The sequence below is a fragment of the Georgenia muralis genome, from assembly GCF_003814705.1.
Lineage (GTDB): Bacteria > Actinomycetota > Actinomycetes > Actinomycetales > Actinomycetaceae > Georgenia > Georgenia muralis.
Map to the genome: position 1 here is coordinate 2333545 of NZ_RKRA01000001.1, position 14215 is coordinate 2347759.

Genomic DNA, 14215 nt, shown 5'->3' on the forward strand with positions numbered 1-14215 from the left:
CGCCCTCCGGGCGGTCAGGAGAGTAGCGGCACATGGCGAAGATCAAGGTGGCGGGCCCCGTCGTCGAGCTCGACGGCGACGAGATGACGAGGATCATCTGGCAGTTCATCAAGGACCGTCTCATCCACCCGTACCTCGACGTCGACCTGCGTTACTACGACCTGTCCATCCAGAACCGCGACGCCACGGACGACCAGGTCACCATCGACGCCGCGAACGCGATCAAGGAGCACAACGTCGGCGTCAAGTGCGCCACGATCACCCCCGACGAGGCGCGCGTCGAGGAGTTCGGCCTCAAGAAGATGTGGGTCTCGCCCAACGGCACGATCCGCAACATCCTCGGCGGCGTCGTCTTCCGCGAGCCGATCATCATCTCCAACGTCCCGCGCCTGGTCCCGGGCTGGACGAAGCCGATCATCATCGGCCGCCACGCCCACGGCGACCAGTACAAGGCGACCAACTTCAAGGTGCCGGGCGCCGGGCAGCTGACGATGACCTTCACCCCCACCGACGGGTCGGAGCCGGTCCAGCACGTCGTCGCGAACTACGGCGACGACGGCGGCGTGGCGATGGGCATGTACAACTACAACAACTCCATCCGGGACTTCGCCCGCGCGTCCTTCGCGTACGGCCTCCAGCGCGGGTACCCGGTGTACCTGTCCACGAAGAACACGATCCTCAAGGCCTACGACGGCGCGTTCAAGGACATCTTCGCCGAGGTCTTCGAGACCGAGTACAAGGCGCAGTTCGACGCCGCCGGCCTGATCTACGAGCACCGCCTCATCGACGACATGGTCGCCGCGGCCATGAAGTGGGAGGGCGGGTACGTCTGGGCGGCCAAGAACTACGACGGCGACGTCCAGTCCGACACCGTCGCCCAGGGCTTCGGCTCGCTCGGGCTCATGACCTCCGTCCTCATGACCCCGGACGGCAGGACGGTCGAGGCCGAGGCCGCCCACGGCACGGTGACCCGGCACTACCGCCAGCACCAGCAGGGCAAGCCCACCTCGACCAACCCCATCGCCTCGATCTTCGCCTGGACCGGTGGCCTCAAGCACCGCGGCAAGATCGACGGCACCCCCGAGGTCACCGGCTTCGCCGAGACCCTCGAGGACGTCGTCATCAAGACCGTCGAGTCGGGCAGGATGACCAAGGACCTCGCGCTGCTGGTCGGCAAGGACCAGGAGTGGCAGACCACCCAGGACTTCCTCGCCACCCTGGACGAGAACCTCTCGGCCCGACTGGCCTGAGCACCGCCCCGACGCCCGGCCGCCCCCCGCGGGGCGGCCGGGCGTCGGCGCGCCCGGTGGCCGGCGTCGCGTGAGGTGCCCGCCACCCGGACTCCCCGGGTGTGACCCTGGCCACCGGGGTAATCTTGATGCCGAGATACTTTTCGAGCCCACACGAAGGAGTGCCCCGATGACCACGACCCCGGTGAACGTCACCGTGACCGGAGCGGCCGGACAGATCGGCTACGCGCTGCTCTTCCGCATCGCCTCGGGCCAGCTGCTCGGTCCGGACACCCCGGTCTCCCTGCGCCTGCTCGAGATCCCCCAGGGCGTCAAGGCGGCCGAGGGCACCGCGATGGAGCTCGACGACTGCGCGTTCCCGCTCCTGGCGGGCATCGACATCTTCGACGACGCCCGTCAGGGGTTCGACGGCGCCAACGTCGCCCTCCTCGTCGGCGCGCGGCCGCGCAGCAAGGGCATGGAGCGTGGGGACCTCCTCGAGGCCAACGGCGGCATCTTCGGCCCGCAGGGCGAGGCGATCAACGCCGGCGCCGCGGACGACGTCAAGGTCCTCGTCGTGGGCAACCCGGCCAACACCAACGCCCTCATCGCCCAGCGCCACGCCCCCGACGTCCCCGCCGAGCGCTTCACCGCCATGACGCGCCTGGACCACAACCGCGCCCTCCACCAGCTCGCCACGAAGGCGGGCGTCGCGGTGAACGAGGTCGAGCGGCTGACGATCTGGGGCAACCACTCCGCCACCCAGTACCCGGACATCTTCCACGCGCGGGTGGGCGGGCGCGCCGCCACCGACGTCGTCGACGAGGCCTGGCTCGAGAGCGAGTTCATCCCCACGGTCGCCAAGCGCGGTGCCGCCATCATCGAGGCCCGCGGGCTGTCCTCGGCGGCGTCCGCCGCCAACGCGGCGATCGACCACGTCCACGACTGGGTCACGGGCACCCAGGGGGAGGGCTGGACCTCCGCCGCCATCGTCTCGGACGGCTCGTACGGCGTGCCCGAGGGCCTCATCTCCTCCTTCCCGGTCCGTGCCCGCGACGGTCGCTGGGAGATCGTCCAGGGGCTGGAGGTCAACGACTTCTCCCGCGCGAAGATCGACGCCTCGGTGGCCGAGCTCGTCGAGGAGCGCGACGCGGTCCAGCAGCTCGGCCTCGTGTGAGCCAAGCCTGAACCTCGGCGCCCCGGCCCTACGGCCGGGGCGCCGCTCTCGCGCGTCACGCCGCCGCCCGGCGGCGTCTCTCGCCCCACGGTGAGCCGGTCGCCACCTGGCCCTGGGGCAGCCGTCGCTCTCGTCGCGTGGATGACGGGTCACGTTCGACCGGGTTCGCCCCGTTTCGCGCGTCTCGCCATGCGAGCCGTTGCAAGGCTTGCTGAAATGCTTGCAGGGCGGCTAGCCTCCGTCGAGACCTGCGCGAGGGCGCGCAGCCGACGAAGGAGTCCCACCGCATGCCACGCCGTCTGCGCGCCGCCATCGCGTCGCTGAGCACCGCCACCCTCGCCCTGACGGGGCTCGCCGCCCTGGCCGCGGCCCCTCCCGCCCAGGCCGCCGACCGCCTGGTCACCCTCGTCGGGGACCTCCAGGACGAGCTCGGCTGCGCCGCCGACTGGGCGCCGGACTGTCCCGAGACCGTGCTCGCCCCGACCGCCACCGAGGGCGTCTACGCCGCCGAGCTCGAGGTGCCGGGCGGCAGCTACGCGTACAAGGTCGCTCTCGACGGCGCGTGGGCCGAGTCCTACCCGGCGGCCGACCGCCCGCTCGTCCTCGCCGGGCCGGCCACGGTGCGGTTCACCTTCGACGAGGCCACGAAGCAGGTCTCCCTTGAGGTCCTCGACCTGGCCGGCGGCTACACCGCCGCCGACGACGCCCTCGTCGCGGCGCCGGTGCGCACCGAGGGTGCGGGGGAGAGCTTCTACTTCGTCCTCACCGACCGCTTCGCCAACGGCGACACCACCAACGACACCGGCGGCATCGCCGGCGACCGGCTCGACCACGGTTTCGACCCGGCCGACAAGGGCTTCTACCACGGCGGCGACATCGCCGGCCTCAGCGAGCAGCTGGACTACATCGAGGGCCTCGGCACCACCGCGATCTGGCTCACGCCGTCCTTCAAGAACAACCCCGTCCAGGGCGAGGGCGCGGACGCGTCCGCCGGGTACCACGGGTACTGGATCACCGACTTCACCCAGATCGACCCGCACCTGGGCACCAACGCCGAGCTCGAGGCGTTCGTCGACGAGGCCCACGGCCGCGGGATCGACGTCTTCTTCGACATCATCACCAACCACACCGCCGACCTCATCGACTACGAGGAGGGCGTGTACGACTACGTCGAGAAGTCGGCGAGCCCCTACCTCGACACGGCAGACCGGCCGTTCGACCCCGCCGACCACGCCGGCACGGGCGACTTCCCGGCCATGGACACCACGTCCTTCCCCTACACCCCCGTCCGCACGGGCGGCGACGTCACCCCCGCCGCGCTGAACGACGTCACGCTCTACCACAACCGCGGCGACTCGACGTGGACCGGGGAGTCCGTCACCTACGGCGACTTCATCGGGCTCGACGACCTCATGACCGAGAACCCCGCGGTCGTGTCCGAGATGATCGACATCTACCGCGCGTGGATGGACATGGGCATCGACGGGTTCCGGATCGACACCGCCAAGCACGTGAACTTCGAGTTCTGGGAGGAGTGGACCGCGGCCATCGACGCCTACGCCGCGGAGGTCAACCCCGACTTCTTCACCTTCGGCGAGGTCTTCGACGCCGACGCGCGCCTGACCTCTCCGTACGTGCGCAAGACCGAGATGTCCTCGGTCCTGGACTTCGCGTTCCAGTCCGCCGCACTCTCCTACGCCAAGGGCGCCGGCCCCGCCGGCCTGTCGAGCTTCTTCGCCACCGACGACTACTACACGACCCCGGACTCCAGCGCCGACGCGCTGCCGACCTTCCTCGGCAACCACGACATGGGCCGGGTGGGCTACCTCCTCCAGGGCAGCGGCTCCGAGCTCGAGCGCTCCGAGCTGGCGCACTCGCTCATGTACCTCACCCGCGGCCAGCCGGTGGTCTACTACGGCGACGAGCAGGGCTTCGTCGGTGCCGGCAACGACAAGTCGGCCCGGCAGGACATGTTCGCCTCCGCCACCGCGGAGTACCTCGGCCAGCCCACCCTCGACGGGACGTACGGCACCGGGGACCACTACGACACCACCGCGCCGCTGTACACCCACATCGCCGGGCTCGCCGCCCTGCGCGACGCCCGCCCGGCCCTCGACCGCGGCGCGCAGATCGAGCTGCACGCCACCGACGGCGTCTACGCCTTCGCCCGGGTCGACCGGGACGAGAAGGTCGAGCACCTCGTCGCGACGAACAGCACCGGCACCGAGCAGAGCGCCACCTTCACCACCCTCACCCCGGGCGCCACCTACACCCCCCTGCACGGCACCACCACCGCGGTGACGGCCGACGCGAGCGGCTCGGTGACGCTCACCGTCCCCGCGCTGTCCGCCGTCGTGCTCGTCGCGGACGCCACGGTCGGCGCCCCGGCCGAGGCGGCGCCGATCACCCTCACCCCCGCCCACGGGGCCAAGCTCGAGGGCCTGGCCCCGATCACGGCCGACGTCGCGGACGACGTCTGGTCCGAGACCACGTTCTCCTACCGCACCGTCGGTGAGACCACGTGGACGACCCTCGGCACCGCCGAGGACGACACCCCCCGTGTCTTCCACGACGTGGACGGCCTCGCCGCCGGCACGCTCGTGGAGTACCGGGCCGTCACGGTCGACGCCGCGGGGAACACCGCGGCGGCCTCGACCGTCGGGTCCGTCGGCGTGGACGTCACCGGAGCCCCGCCCGCGCAGCCGGACGAGGAGCTCTTCGTCACCGTGCCGGGGGGCCACAACTCCGAGATGGGCTGCCCCGGCGACTGGCAGCCGGACTGCGCCGCCGCGGTCCTGACGCTCGACGAGGCGTCCGGCAGGTATGTCGGCACGTTCGACCTGCCCGCCGGCAGCTACGAGTACAAGGTCGCCGTCGGCGGCACCTGGGACGTCAACTACGGCGCCGGCGGCGTGCCCGGCGGTGACAACATCGCCTACACCCACACCGGTGGGCCGGTCACGTTCGTCTACGACCCGGTCACCCACGTCGTCACCAGCTCAGCCGAGGGTCCGTTCGTCACCCTGCCGGGCAGCTTCCAGAGCGAGCTCGGCTGCTCGGACGACTGGCAGCCCCAGTGCCTGGTCTCGCTGATGGTCGACCCCGAGCGCGACGGCACCTACACCTTCACCACCGGTGACATCCCCGCCGGGAGCTACGAGGTCAAGGTCGCGCACAACCGCTCGTGGGACGAGAACTACGGGGCGGGCGGCGCCCCCGGCGGCGCCAACTACACATTCTCGGCCCCCGGTGACGGCAAGGCCGTGACCTTCTCGTACGACATCGCGACGCATCTGCTCACGATCGAGGCGACCGACCCGCCGCTGGCCGGGACGGGACAGCAGCTCGCCCACTGGCTCGACGCCGACACCCTCGCCTGGCCCGCCGACCTGCTCGGCGGCACCGGCCCGGCCGACCTCACCTGGAGCCTCCACCACGCGGGGGAGGGCGGTCTCGCCCTCACCGACGGTGCCGTCACCGGCGGTACGAGCACCGCACTGACCTACGCCGGCACGGGCCTGGACGAGGGCCTCGCCGAGAGGTTCCCGCACCTGGCCGGCTACGTCGCCCTCGACGTCGAGGGCCTGGACCGCGGGCAGGTCGAGGCCCTGCTCACCGGCCAGCTCGCCGTCCTCCTCACCGGCCCCGACGGACCCATCGCGTTCACCGGCGTCCAGGTCCCGGGGGTCCTCGACGACCTCTACTCCGACGCCGCGGCCGAGCGGGTCCTCGGCGCCGACTTCTCCGGCGGCGCCCCCGCCCTGGCCCTGTGGGCGCCGACCGCCAAGGACGTCGAGCTCCTGCTCTACGCCGACGCGGCCGGCACCGGTGAGCCGGAGCGCGTGGCCATGGAGCGCCAGGCCGACGGCTCCTGGACCGTCCAGGGCGAGGCGGACTGGGAGGACCGCGCGTACCTCTTCGAGGTCGAGGTCTACGTCCAGACCACCGGAGCGGTCGAGACGAACGTCGTCACCGACCCGTACTCGTTCGGCCTGACCCTGAACTCGACCCGCTCGGTGCTCGTCGACCTCGACGACGACGTGTGGGCGCCCGCCCTGTGGGCGCAGACCCCCGCGCCGGAGATCGACAACCCGGTCGACCGGACGATCTACGAGCTGAACGTCCGTGACTTCTCCATCGCGGACAGCACCGTCCCGGAGGAGCTGCGCGGCACGTACGCCGCGTTCACCCTCGACGGCACTGACGGGATGACCCACCTGCGCGAGCTCGCCGATGCGGGCATGAACACCGTCCACCTGCTGCCGACGTTCGACATCGCGACGATCGAGGAGGAGCGCGCCGCACAGGCGGTGCCCGAGATCCCCGAGGGCGCGGCCCCGGACTCCACCGAGCAGCAGGCCGCGGTCATGGCTGTGCGCGACGCGGACGGCTTCAACTGGGGCTACGACCCGCTGCACTTCTCCACCCCGGAGGGGTCCTACGCCTCGGTCGGCAACCAGACCGGCGGCGCGCGCGTCGCCGAGTTCCGCTCGATGGTGGGTGGGCTGCACGACGCCGGGCTGCAGGTCGTCCTCGACCAGGTCTTCAACCACACCGCAGCCGCCGGGCAGGCGGAGACGTCGGTCCTCGACCGGGTCGTCCCCGGGTACTACCACCGGCTCAGCGGCACCGGCTCGATCGAGACGTCCACCTGCTGCCAGAACGTCGCCACCGAGCACAAGATGGCCGAGAAGCTCATGGTCGACTCCGTCGTCACCTGGGCCGCGGACTACCACGTCGACGGCTTCCGCTTCGACCTCATGGGCCACCACAGCCGGGACAGCATGGTGGCGGTCCGGGAGGCCCTGGACGCCCTGACCGTGGAGGAGCACGGCATCGACGGCGAGGAGGTCTACCTCTACGGCGAGGGCTGGAACTTCGGCGAGGTCGCGAACAACGCCCGGTTCCACCAGGCCACCCAGGGCCAGCTCGACGGCACGGGCATCGGCACCTTCTCCGACCGGCTGCGCGACGCCGTCCGCGGCGGTGGTCCGTTCGACGAGGACCAGCGCACCCACCAGGGCTTCGGCTCGGGCCTGGCCACCGACCCCAACGCCGTGGCCGCCGGGACGCCGGAGGAGCAGGCCGCACGCCTGGCGCACGCCACCGACCTCGTCCGCCTCGGGCTGGCCGGGAACCTGCGCGACTACACCTTCCTCACCTCGGCGGGGACGGAGCAGTCGGGCGCGGAGCTGGACTACAACGGCCAACCTGCGGGGTACGCGACCTCCCCGGAGGAGGTCATCACCTACGTCGACGCGCACGACAACGAGACGCTGTTCGACAACCTCGTCCTCAAGCTGCCGGTGGAGACGTCGATGGACGACCGGGTGCGCATGAACACGCTCTCGCTCGCCACCACGGCCCTGGCCCAGACACCCAGCTTCTGGCACGCGGGCACGGAGCTGCTGCGCAGCAAGTCCCTGGACCGCAACAGCTACAACTCCGGAGACCACTTCAACCTGCTCGACCTGACCATGCAGACCAACAACTTCGGTGTGGGTCTGCCCCCGGAGCCGGACAACGGCGACAAGTGGGACGTCATGGCCCCGCTGCTGGCGAACCCGGACCTCCGTCCGGCGCCGGAGGACATCGCGGCGTCGTCCGCCCAGGCGCAGGACCTGCTGCGGCTGCGCCACTCCACCGACCTGTTCCGGCTCGGCTCCGCCGACCTGATCCAGGAGAAGGTGACCTTCCCGGCCTCCGGCCCGGACGCGGCGCCGGGCGTCCTTGTCATGCACGTCGACGACCTCGTCGGTGAGGACGTGGACAAGAAGCTCGACGGCGTCCTGACGGTGTTCAACGCCTCGCCCGAGCCGGTCACCCAGGTCCTGCCCGAGCTCGCCGGGCGCGAGTACGCACTATCCCGGATCCAGGAGAACGGGGCCGACGCCGTCGTGCGGGCCACCACGTGGGACGCCGCCACCGGCACGGTGACGGTCCCTGCCCGTACGGTCGCCGTCCTGGTGGACGCGGCCGACGGCCCGGGCACCGGCCGGCCCGGTGACCGGCCGACCGGTCCGGGCAAGCCCGCCGAGACCCCGGTCGGGCCGCCGGCCGACAGGCCCGGCCGCGGACCGCAGCTCTAGCCCGGACGGCGAAGGAGGGGCGCCCCGCACGGGGCGCCCCTCCTTCGTCGGTGCCGCCGTCGCGGCGACGGGTCAGCCGCGGGCGATGTCCTCCAGGCACCGCTGGAGTCCGGCCGGGTCGTCCTGGTAGACCTCGACGCACTGCTCGAAGTCCGGACCCAGGCGGGCGAACAGGGCCGCGCCGAAGACGGTCGAGGCGATGCCGAGCAGGATCGCGAGCACCCCGACGGCCATCCCCGCGACCGAGGTGCCGCGGTTCGTCGCCTCACGCCGTCCTACGCGCTGGAGGGCGACCGCCCCCATGATGACGGCGACCAGACCACCGAGCGCGCCCAGCAGCCCGACGAACGGCACCCAGGCGATGAGCAGGGCGAGGATGCCCACGACGAGCGCCCCGACGCCCAGGCCGTTCCGGGGACCGTAGCCGCCGTACTGCTTCCCGTACGGCTGCTGCCCGTACTGCGCGTACGGCTGCTGCCCGTACTGGCTCTGCGCGTACGGCTGCTGCCCGGCGTACTGCGTCTGGTCGTACTGCGTCTGGTCGTACTGCGTCTGGTCGTACTGCTGGCCAGGCTGTCCGTACTGCTGCCCGCCGTACTGCTGGCCAGGCTGTCCGTACTGCTGCCCGCCGTACTGCTGGCCAGGCTGTCCGTACTGCTGCCCGCCGTACTGCTGGCCAGGCTGTCCGTACTGCTGTCCGCCGTACTGCTGGCCAGGCTGTCCGTACTGCTGCCCGCCGTGCCACGGCTGCTGGTACTGCTGGCCGTCCTGCGGCTGGGCGGACGGCTGCTCACCGTGCTGCGGCTCGCCGCGCCAGGGCGGACCGCCCTGCTGGGGCTGGTCACCGTCGGACCGCGGCCGGGGCTGCTCGGAGCTCATGGTTCCTCCCTCGTCGGGATCTCCATGGTCGCAGCCGTCGGCGCCGGCGTCGACGGTCCCTCGTCCTACCGCGCCGGCGCGCCCCGCCGCTGCTACGAGAAGACGACCGTGCGGCGCCCGTCCACGAGCACGCGGTGCTCGGCGTGCCACCGTACGGCGCGGGCGAGGACCCGGCGCTCGACGTCCTGGCCGCGGGCGACCATCTCGCCGACGTCGTCGGAGTGCGTGACCCGCTCGACGTCCTGCTCGATGATCGGCCCCTCGTCGAGGTCCGCGGTCACGTAGTGCGCCGTCGCCCCGATGAGCTTCACGCCCCGCCCGTGGGCCTGGGCGTACGGGCGGGCGCCCTTGAAGCTGGGCAGGAACGAGTGGTGGATGTTGATGACGTTGCCCGCCAGCTCGGTGCACACCTCGTCGGAGAGGATCTGCATGTACCGGGCGAGGACCACCAGCTCGACGTCGCCGGCGTGGACGATGTCCAGGAGGGCACGCTCGGCGTCGGGCTTGGTCTCCCGGGTGACCGGGATGTGGTGGAACGGCGCGTCGTAGGACCTCGCGATGGGCTCGAGGTCGGGGTGGTTGGCCACGACGCCCACCACCTCGATCGGCAGTCCCTGGAACCGCTGCCGGAACAGCAGGTCCACGAGGCAGTGGGGGTCCTTGGACGCCATGATGAGGGTCCGGACCGGGCGGCCGACCCGGTCGAGCTTCCACGTCATGCCGAACCGGCGCGCGACGGCGCTCAGGGCGGCCTCGAGGTCGGCGCGCGGCGCCGCGGTCTCCACCTGCACCCGCATGAAGAACAGGCCCGTGGAGGGGTCGCCGAACTGCTGCGACTCGGTGATGTTCCCCCCGTGCTCGGCCAGCGCGCCCGAGACGGCGTGGACGATCCCGGGCTGGTCGGGGCAGGACAGGGCGAGGACGAGGTGCTCGGCGCTCGCGGTCGCGGACGGCTCGGCGGTGGTCACGAGAGGCGAGGGTAGCCGCCGGCGCACCCGCACGGCCCGGGCGTCCGTGGATGAGGACCCGGCCGGGCACGAGGTGATGCCACACTGTGGCCATGGACGACGTCAGGATCGACCTCATCACCGTCGACGAGGCCGGGGAGCTGCTCACCGTGCGGCGGGCGGCCTTCGTCACCGAGGCCCAGCTCTACGGCGACCCCAACCTCCCCGCGCTGACGCAGTCGCTCACCGAGCTCGCCGCCGACATCGAGCGCCCCGACGTCGTCACCCTCGGTGCCTGGTCGGGGCACCGGCTCATCGGCTCGATCCGCGTCGAGCTGGAGGCCGAGCGAGCCACGCTGGGCCGCCTCGCCGTCGTCCCCGACCTCCAGGGGCAGGGCATCGGCACGCAGCTGCTCATGGCGGTGCTGCAGTACCTGCCCGAGCAGACCAAGGAGGTCTGGGTCTTCACCGGGCAGGACTCCAAGCAGAACATCTCCATGTACGCCAAGCACGGCTACGAGCACCAGTACGACCAGCACACCGGCGATCTCACCTACGCCTACCTGCGCCGGATCCTCGGCGAGGGGGGGGACGAGGACGAGGAGGAGACCGTCGCCGGCTGAGCGGCGAGGAGTTGGTAGCCTGTCCCCGTCGCGACTGGCGCCACAGGTGGTCCACCACCGGGGAGCGACGGCACCACCGACTCCGAGGTCGTCCGCCTGGGCCGAGGGTCACCACCTTCAGTGCTCGCGCACCGGGTGTGCGTGACCGAACCCCGGAGGAACGATGACCCAGCAAGACGCCACGTCCGTGGCCGACCAGAGCCTCGCCGAGCTCGACCCCGAGATCGCCGCCGTCCTCGACGGTGAGCTCGTCCGCCAGCGCGAGACGCTGGAGATGATCGCGTCGGAGAACTTCGTCCCGCGCGCCGTCCTCCAGGCCCAGGGGTCGGTCCTGACGAACAAGTACGCCGAGGGCTACCCCGGGCGCCGGTACTACGGCGGCTGCGAGCAGGTCGACATCGCCGAGAACCTCGCCATCGAGCGGGCGACCGCCCTCTTCGGCGCGGAGTACGCCAACGTCCAGCCGCACTCCGGCGCCCAGGCGAACGCAGCCGTCCTGCACGCGCTCGCCACCCCGGGCGAGACCATCCTGGGCCTCTCGCTCGCCCACGGCGGGCACCTCACCCACGGCATGAAGATCAACTTCTCGGGCAAGCTCTACAAGGTCGCGGCCTACGGCGTCGACGAGCAGAGCCACCGCATCGAGATGGAGACGGTGCGTGCGAAGGCGCTCGAGTCCCGCCCCAAGGTCATCATCGCCGGCTGGTCGGCCTACCCCCGTCAGCTCGACTTCGCCGCGTTCCGGGAGATCGCCGACGAGGTGGGCGCCTACCTGTGGACCGACATGGCGCACTTCGCCGGGCTGGTCGCCGCGGGCCTGCACCCCTCCCCGGTGCCGCACTCGGACGTCGTCTCCTCCACGGTCCACAAGACTCTCGGCGGCCCGCGCTCGGGCTTCCTGCTCGCGCGGGACAAGGAGGCCTTCGGCAAGAAGCTGGACTCGGCCGTCTTCCCGGGTCAGCAGGGCGGGCCCCTCATGCACGTCGTGGCCGCCAAGGCGGTGGCGTTCAAGGTCGCCGCCGGCGAGGAGTTCCGCGAGCGGCAGGAGCGCACCCTCGAGGGCGCGCGGATCATCGCCGAGCGCCTGACCCAGCAGGACGTGCGCGACTCCGGCGTCTCCCTCGTCACCGGCGGCACCGACGTCCACCTCGTCCTGGTGGACCTGCGCAGCTCCGCCCTCGACGGGCAGCAGGCCGAGGACCTCCTCCACGGCGCCGGGATCACCGTCAACCGCAACGCCGTGCCGTTCGACCCGCGTCCGCCGCGGGTGACGTCCGGGCTGCGCATCGGCACCCCGGCGCTCGCCAGCCGCGGCTTCGGCGCGGCGGAGTTCACCGAGGTGGCCGACATCATCGCCACGACGCTCGTCGGCGGCGCCGGCACCGACGTCGAGGCGATGCGGGCCCGGGTGCGGGCGCTGACCGAGGCCTTCCCCCTCTACCCGGGGCTGCAGCAGTGACGGCCCGCGTCCTGGACGGGCGGGCCACCGCCGCCACGATCAAGGCCGAGCTCGCCGAGCGTGTCGCCGCGCTGTCCGCCCGCGGGCGCACCCCCGGGCTCGGCACCGTCCTGGTGGGGGAGGACCCCGGCTCCCGGGCGTACGTGTCGGGCAAGCACCGCGACTGCGCCGAGGTCGGGATCGCCTCGATCCGGGTGGACCTGCCGGCGACGGCGAGCCAGGCCGACGTCGAGGCCGCCGTCGCGCGGCTCAACGCCGACCCCGCCTGCACCGGGTACATCGTCCAGCTGCCGCTGCCGGCCGCGGTGGACACCAACGCCGTCCTCGAGCTCATCGACCCGGGCAAGGACGCCGACGGCCTGCACCCGACCAACCTGGGCCGGCTGGTGCTGCGGGTCAAGGAGCCGGTGACGTCCCCGCTGCCCTGCACCCCGCGGGCGGTGCTCGAGCTCCTCGCGCGCCACGGCATCGACCTGGCCGGGAAGGACGTGTGTGTGGTCGGTCGCGGGACCACCGTGGGCCGGTCCATCGGCCTGCTCCTGACCCGCAAGGACGTCAACGCGACCGTCACGCTCACCCACACCGGGACGGCGGACCTCGCCCAGCACGTGCGCGCCGCGGACGTCGTCGTCGCGGCGGCGGGGCAGCCCGGGATCATCACCGCCGACATGGTCCGGCCCGGCGCGGTCGTCCTGGACGTCGGGGTCTCCCGCGTGGTGGACCCGGCCACCGGGAAGGCGACCCTGCGCGGTGACGTCGACCCCGCCGTCGCCGACGTCGCGGCCTGGCTCTCGCCCAACCCCGGCGGGGTGGGACCGATGACCCGGGCGATGCTCCTGGCCAACGTGGTCGACACCGCGGAGCGACTCGCGGGCTGAGCCCCGCGCGGCGTGCGCGCACGACGGAGCGCCGCCCCGGGGCGGCCCGGCCGTGGTCGGGCCGCCGCGAGGCGGACGGCGTCCGGCGGTGTCGGTGGGATCGGGGAGGATGTCCCGGTGCTCACCGTCGCCTCCGTCAACGTCAACGGCGTCCGCGCCGCCTTCCGTCGCGGCATGGCCGCCTGGCTCGCCGCCCGCAACCCGGACGTCCTGCTCCTCCAGGAGGTCCGGGCCGACGACCAGACCCTCGCCGAGCACCTCGGTGAGGGCTGGCACGTCGCGCACCAGGCGAGCGACGCCAAGGGCCGGGCCGGGGTCGCCGTCGCCTCGCGCGTCCCGGCCACCGCGGTGCGGGTGGGGCTGGGCAACGGCACCCCCGAGCCCGAGGTCGACACCGGCCGCTGGGTGGAGATGGACCTCGAGGTCGGCGAGCGGCCCCTCACCGTCGTCTCGGCCTACATCCACTCCGGCACCGCCGGCACGGAGAAGATGGACCTCAAGTTCGCCCACCTGGACAAGGTGACCCACCGCCTCGTCGAGCTCTCCGGCCAGGCCGCGGCGGGGGAGCGGGACCTTCTCGTCGCCGGCGACGTCAACATCGCCCACGGCGAGCGGGACATCAAGAACTGGAAGGGCAACCACAACAAGACCTCAGGCGCCCTCGACGCCGAGATCGCCTACCTCGACCGGTGGACCGGCGAGCTCGGGCTCGTCGACGTCGCGCGACGGATCGCGGGGGACGTGCCCGGGCCCTACACGTGGTGGTCCTGGCGGGGCAAGGCGTTCGACAACGACGCAGGCTGGCGCATCGACTACCAGCTCGCCACCCACGGGCTCGCGGAGCGGGCGGTCGACGCCGGCGTCGACCGGGCCGCCTCCTACGACCAGCGGTTCTCGGACCACGCACCCGTGGTCGCCACCTACGACCTCTAGC

9 protein-coding genes and 1 riboswitch are annotated in these 14215 nt (G+C 72.1%); of the genes, 7 read left to right on the forward strand and 2 right to left on the reverse strand.

Translation table 11 applies throughout. The annotated features are described in order from the left end of the window. The first annotated feature begins 32 nt into the window (after positions 1–32). The 3 genes from EDD32_RS10445 to pulA all read left to right on the forward strand — a co-directional run bounded on the left by EDD32_RS10445 (position 33) and on the right by pulA (position 8495). A complete protein-coding gene (locus tag EDD32_RS10445) occupies positions 33–1250 on the forward strand; it encodes an NADP-dependent isocitrate dehydrogenase (RefSeq protein ID WP_123917276.1) in 1218 nt (405 codons plus the stop codon). Positions 1251–1419: 169 nt separating this feature from the next. Continuing rightward, positions 1420–2406, forward strand: coding sequence for a malate dehydrogenase (locus tag EDD32_RS10450; protein WP_123917278.1), 987 nt, complete (start codon positions 1420–1422; stop codon positions 2404–2406). A gap of 287 nt (positions 2407–2693) precedes the next feature. Beyond that, complete coding sequence (pulA, locus tag EDD32_RS10455; protein ID WP_123917280.1) at positions 2694–8495, forward strand: pullulanase-type alpha-1,6-glucosidase; 5802 nt, start codon at positions 2694–2696, stop codon at positions 8493–8495. A 72-nt stretch (positions 8496–8567) separates the two neighbouring features. Here the strand turns inward: pulA and EDD32_RS19155 are convergent, their stop codons facing one another. Both EDD32_RS19155 and purU read right to left on the reverse strand, forming a co-directional pair. Then, a complete protein-coding gene (locus EDD32_RS19155; protein WP_211338795.1) occupies positions 8568–9374 on the reverse strand; it encodes a DUF4190 domain-containing protein in 807 nt (268 codons plus the stop codon). Positions 9375–9466: 92 nt separating this feature from the next. Then, positions 9467–10342, reverse strand: coding sequence for a formyltetrahydrofolate deformylase (gene purU / locus EDD32_RS10465; protein WP_123917282.1), 876 nt, complete (start codon positions 10340–10342; stop codon positions 9467–9469). Between the two features lie 92 nt (positions 10343–10434). Here purU and EDD32_RS10470 point away from each other — a divergent pair, with 92 nt between their 5' ends. From EDD32_RS10470 to EDD32_RS10485, 4 genes are all read left to right on the forward strand, one after another. Further along, positions 10435–10944: a GNAT family N-acetyltransferase gene (locus EDD32_RS10470; protein ID WP_123917284.1), complete on the forward strand. Its 510-nt coding sequence runs from the start codon at positions 10435–10437 to the stop codon at positions 10942–10944. Positions 10945–10964: 20 nt separating this feature from the next. Then, a riboswitch (ZMP/ZTP riboswitch) is annotated at positions 10965–11053 on the forward strand. A gap of 54 nt (positions 11054–11107) precedes the next feature. Continuing rightward, complete coding sequence (gene glyA / locus EDD32_RS10475) at positions 11108–12403, forward strand: serine hydroxymethyltransferase (protein WP_123917286.1); 1296 nt, start codon at positions 11108–11110, stop codon at positions 12401–12403. Then, complete coding sequence (locus EDD32_RS10480; protein ID WP_123917288.1) at positions 12400–13281, forward strand: bifunctional methylenetetrahydrofolate dehydrogenase/methenyltetrahydrofolate cyclohydrolase; 882 nt, start codon at positions 12400–12402, stop codon at positions 13279–13281. Before glyA ends, EDD32_RS10480 begins: the two co-directional genes overlap by 4 nt. A 117-nt stretch (positions 13282–13398) precedes the next feature. Continuing rightward, positions 13399–14214 carry an exodeoxyribonuclease III gene (locus tag EDD32_RS10485; RefSeq protein WP_123917290.1) on the forward strand — a complete coding sequence of 272 codons (816 nt, stop codon included), beginning with the start codon at positions 13399–13401 and terminating at the stop codon, positions 14212–14214. The last annotated feature ends 1 nt before the right edge of the window (position 14215 follow it).

Bases quoted from the DNA above. Each gene is read 5' to 3' on its own strand.
- pulA (WP_123917280.1), top strand. From the start codon at position 2,694: ATGCCACGCCGTCTGCGCGCCGCCATCGCGTCGCTGAGCACCGCCACC.
- glyA (WP_123917286.1), top strand. From the start codon at position 11,108: ATGACCCAGCAAGACGCCACGTCCGTGGCCGACCAGAGCCTCGCCGAG.
- EDD32_RS10470 (WP_123917284.1), top strand. From the start codon at position 10,435: ATGGACGACGTCAGGATCGACCTCATCACCGTCGACGAGGCCGGGGAG.
- EDD32_RS19155 (WP_211338795.1), bottom strand. From the start codon at position 9,374: ATGAGCTCCGAGCAGCCCCGGCCGCGGTCCGACGGTGACCAGCCCCAG.
- EDD32_RS10450 (WP_123917278.1), top strand. From the start codon at position 1,420: ATGACCACGACCCCGGTGAACGTCACCGTGACCGGAGCGGCCGGACAG.
- EDD32_RS10445 (WP_123917276.1), top strand. From the start codon at position 33: ATGGCGAAGATCAAGGTGGCGGGCCCCGTCGTCGAGCTCGACGGCGAC.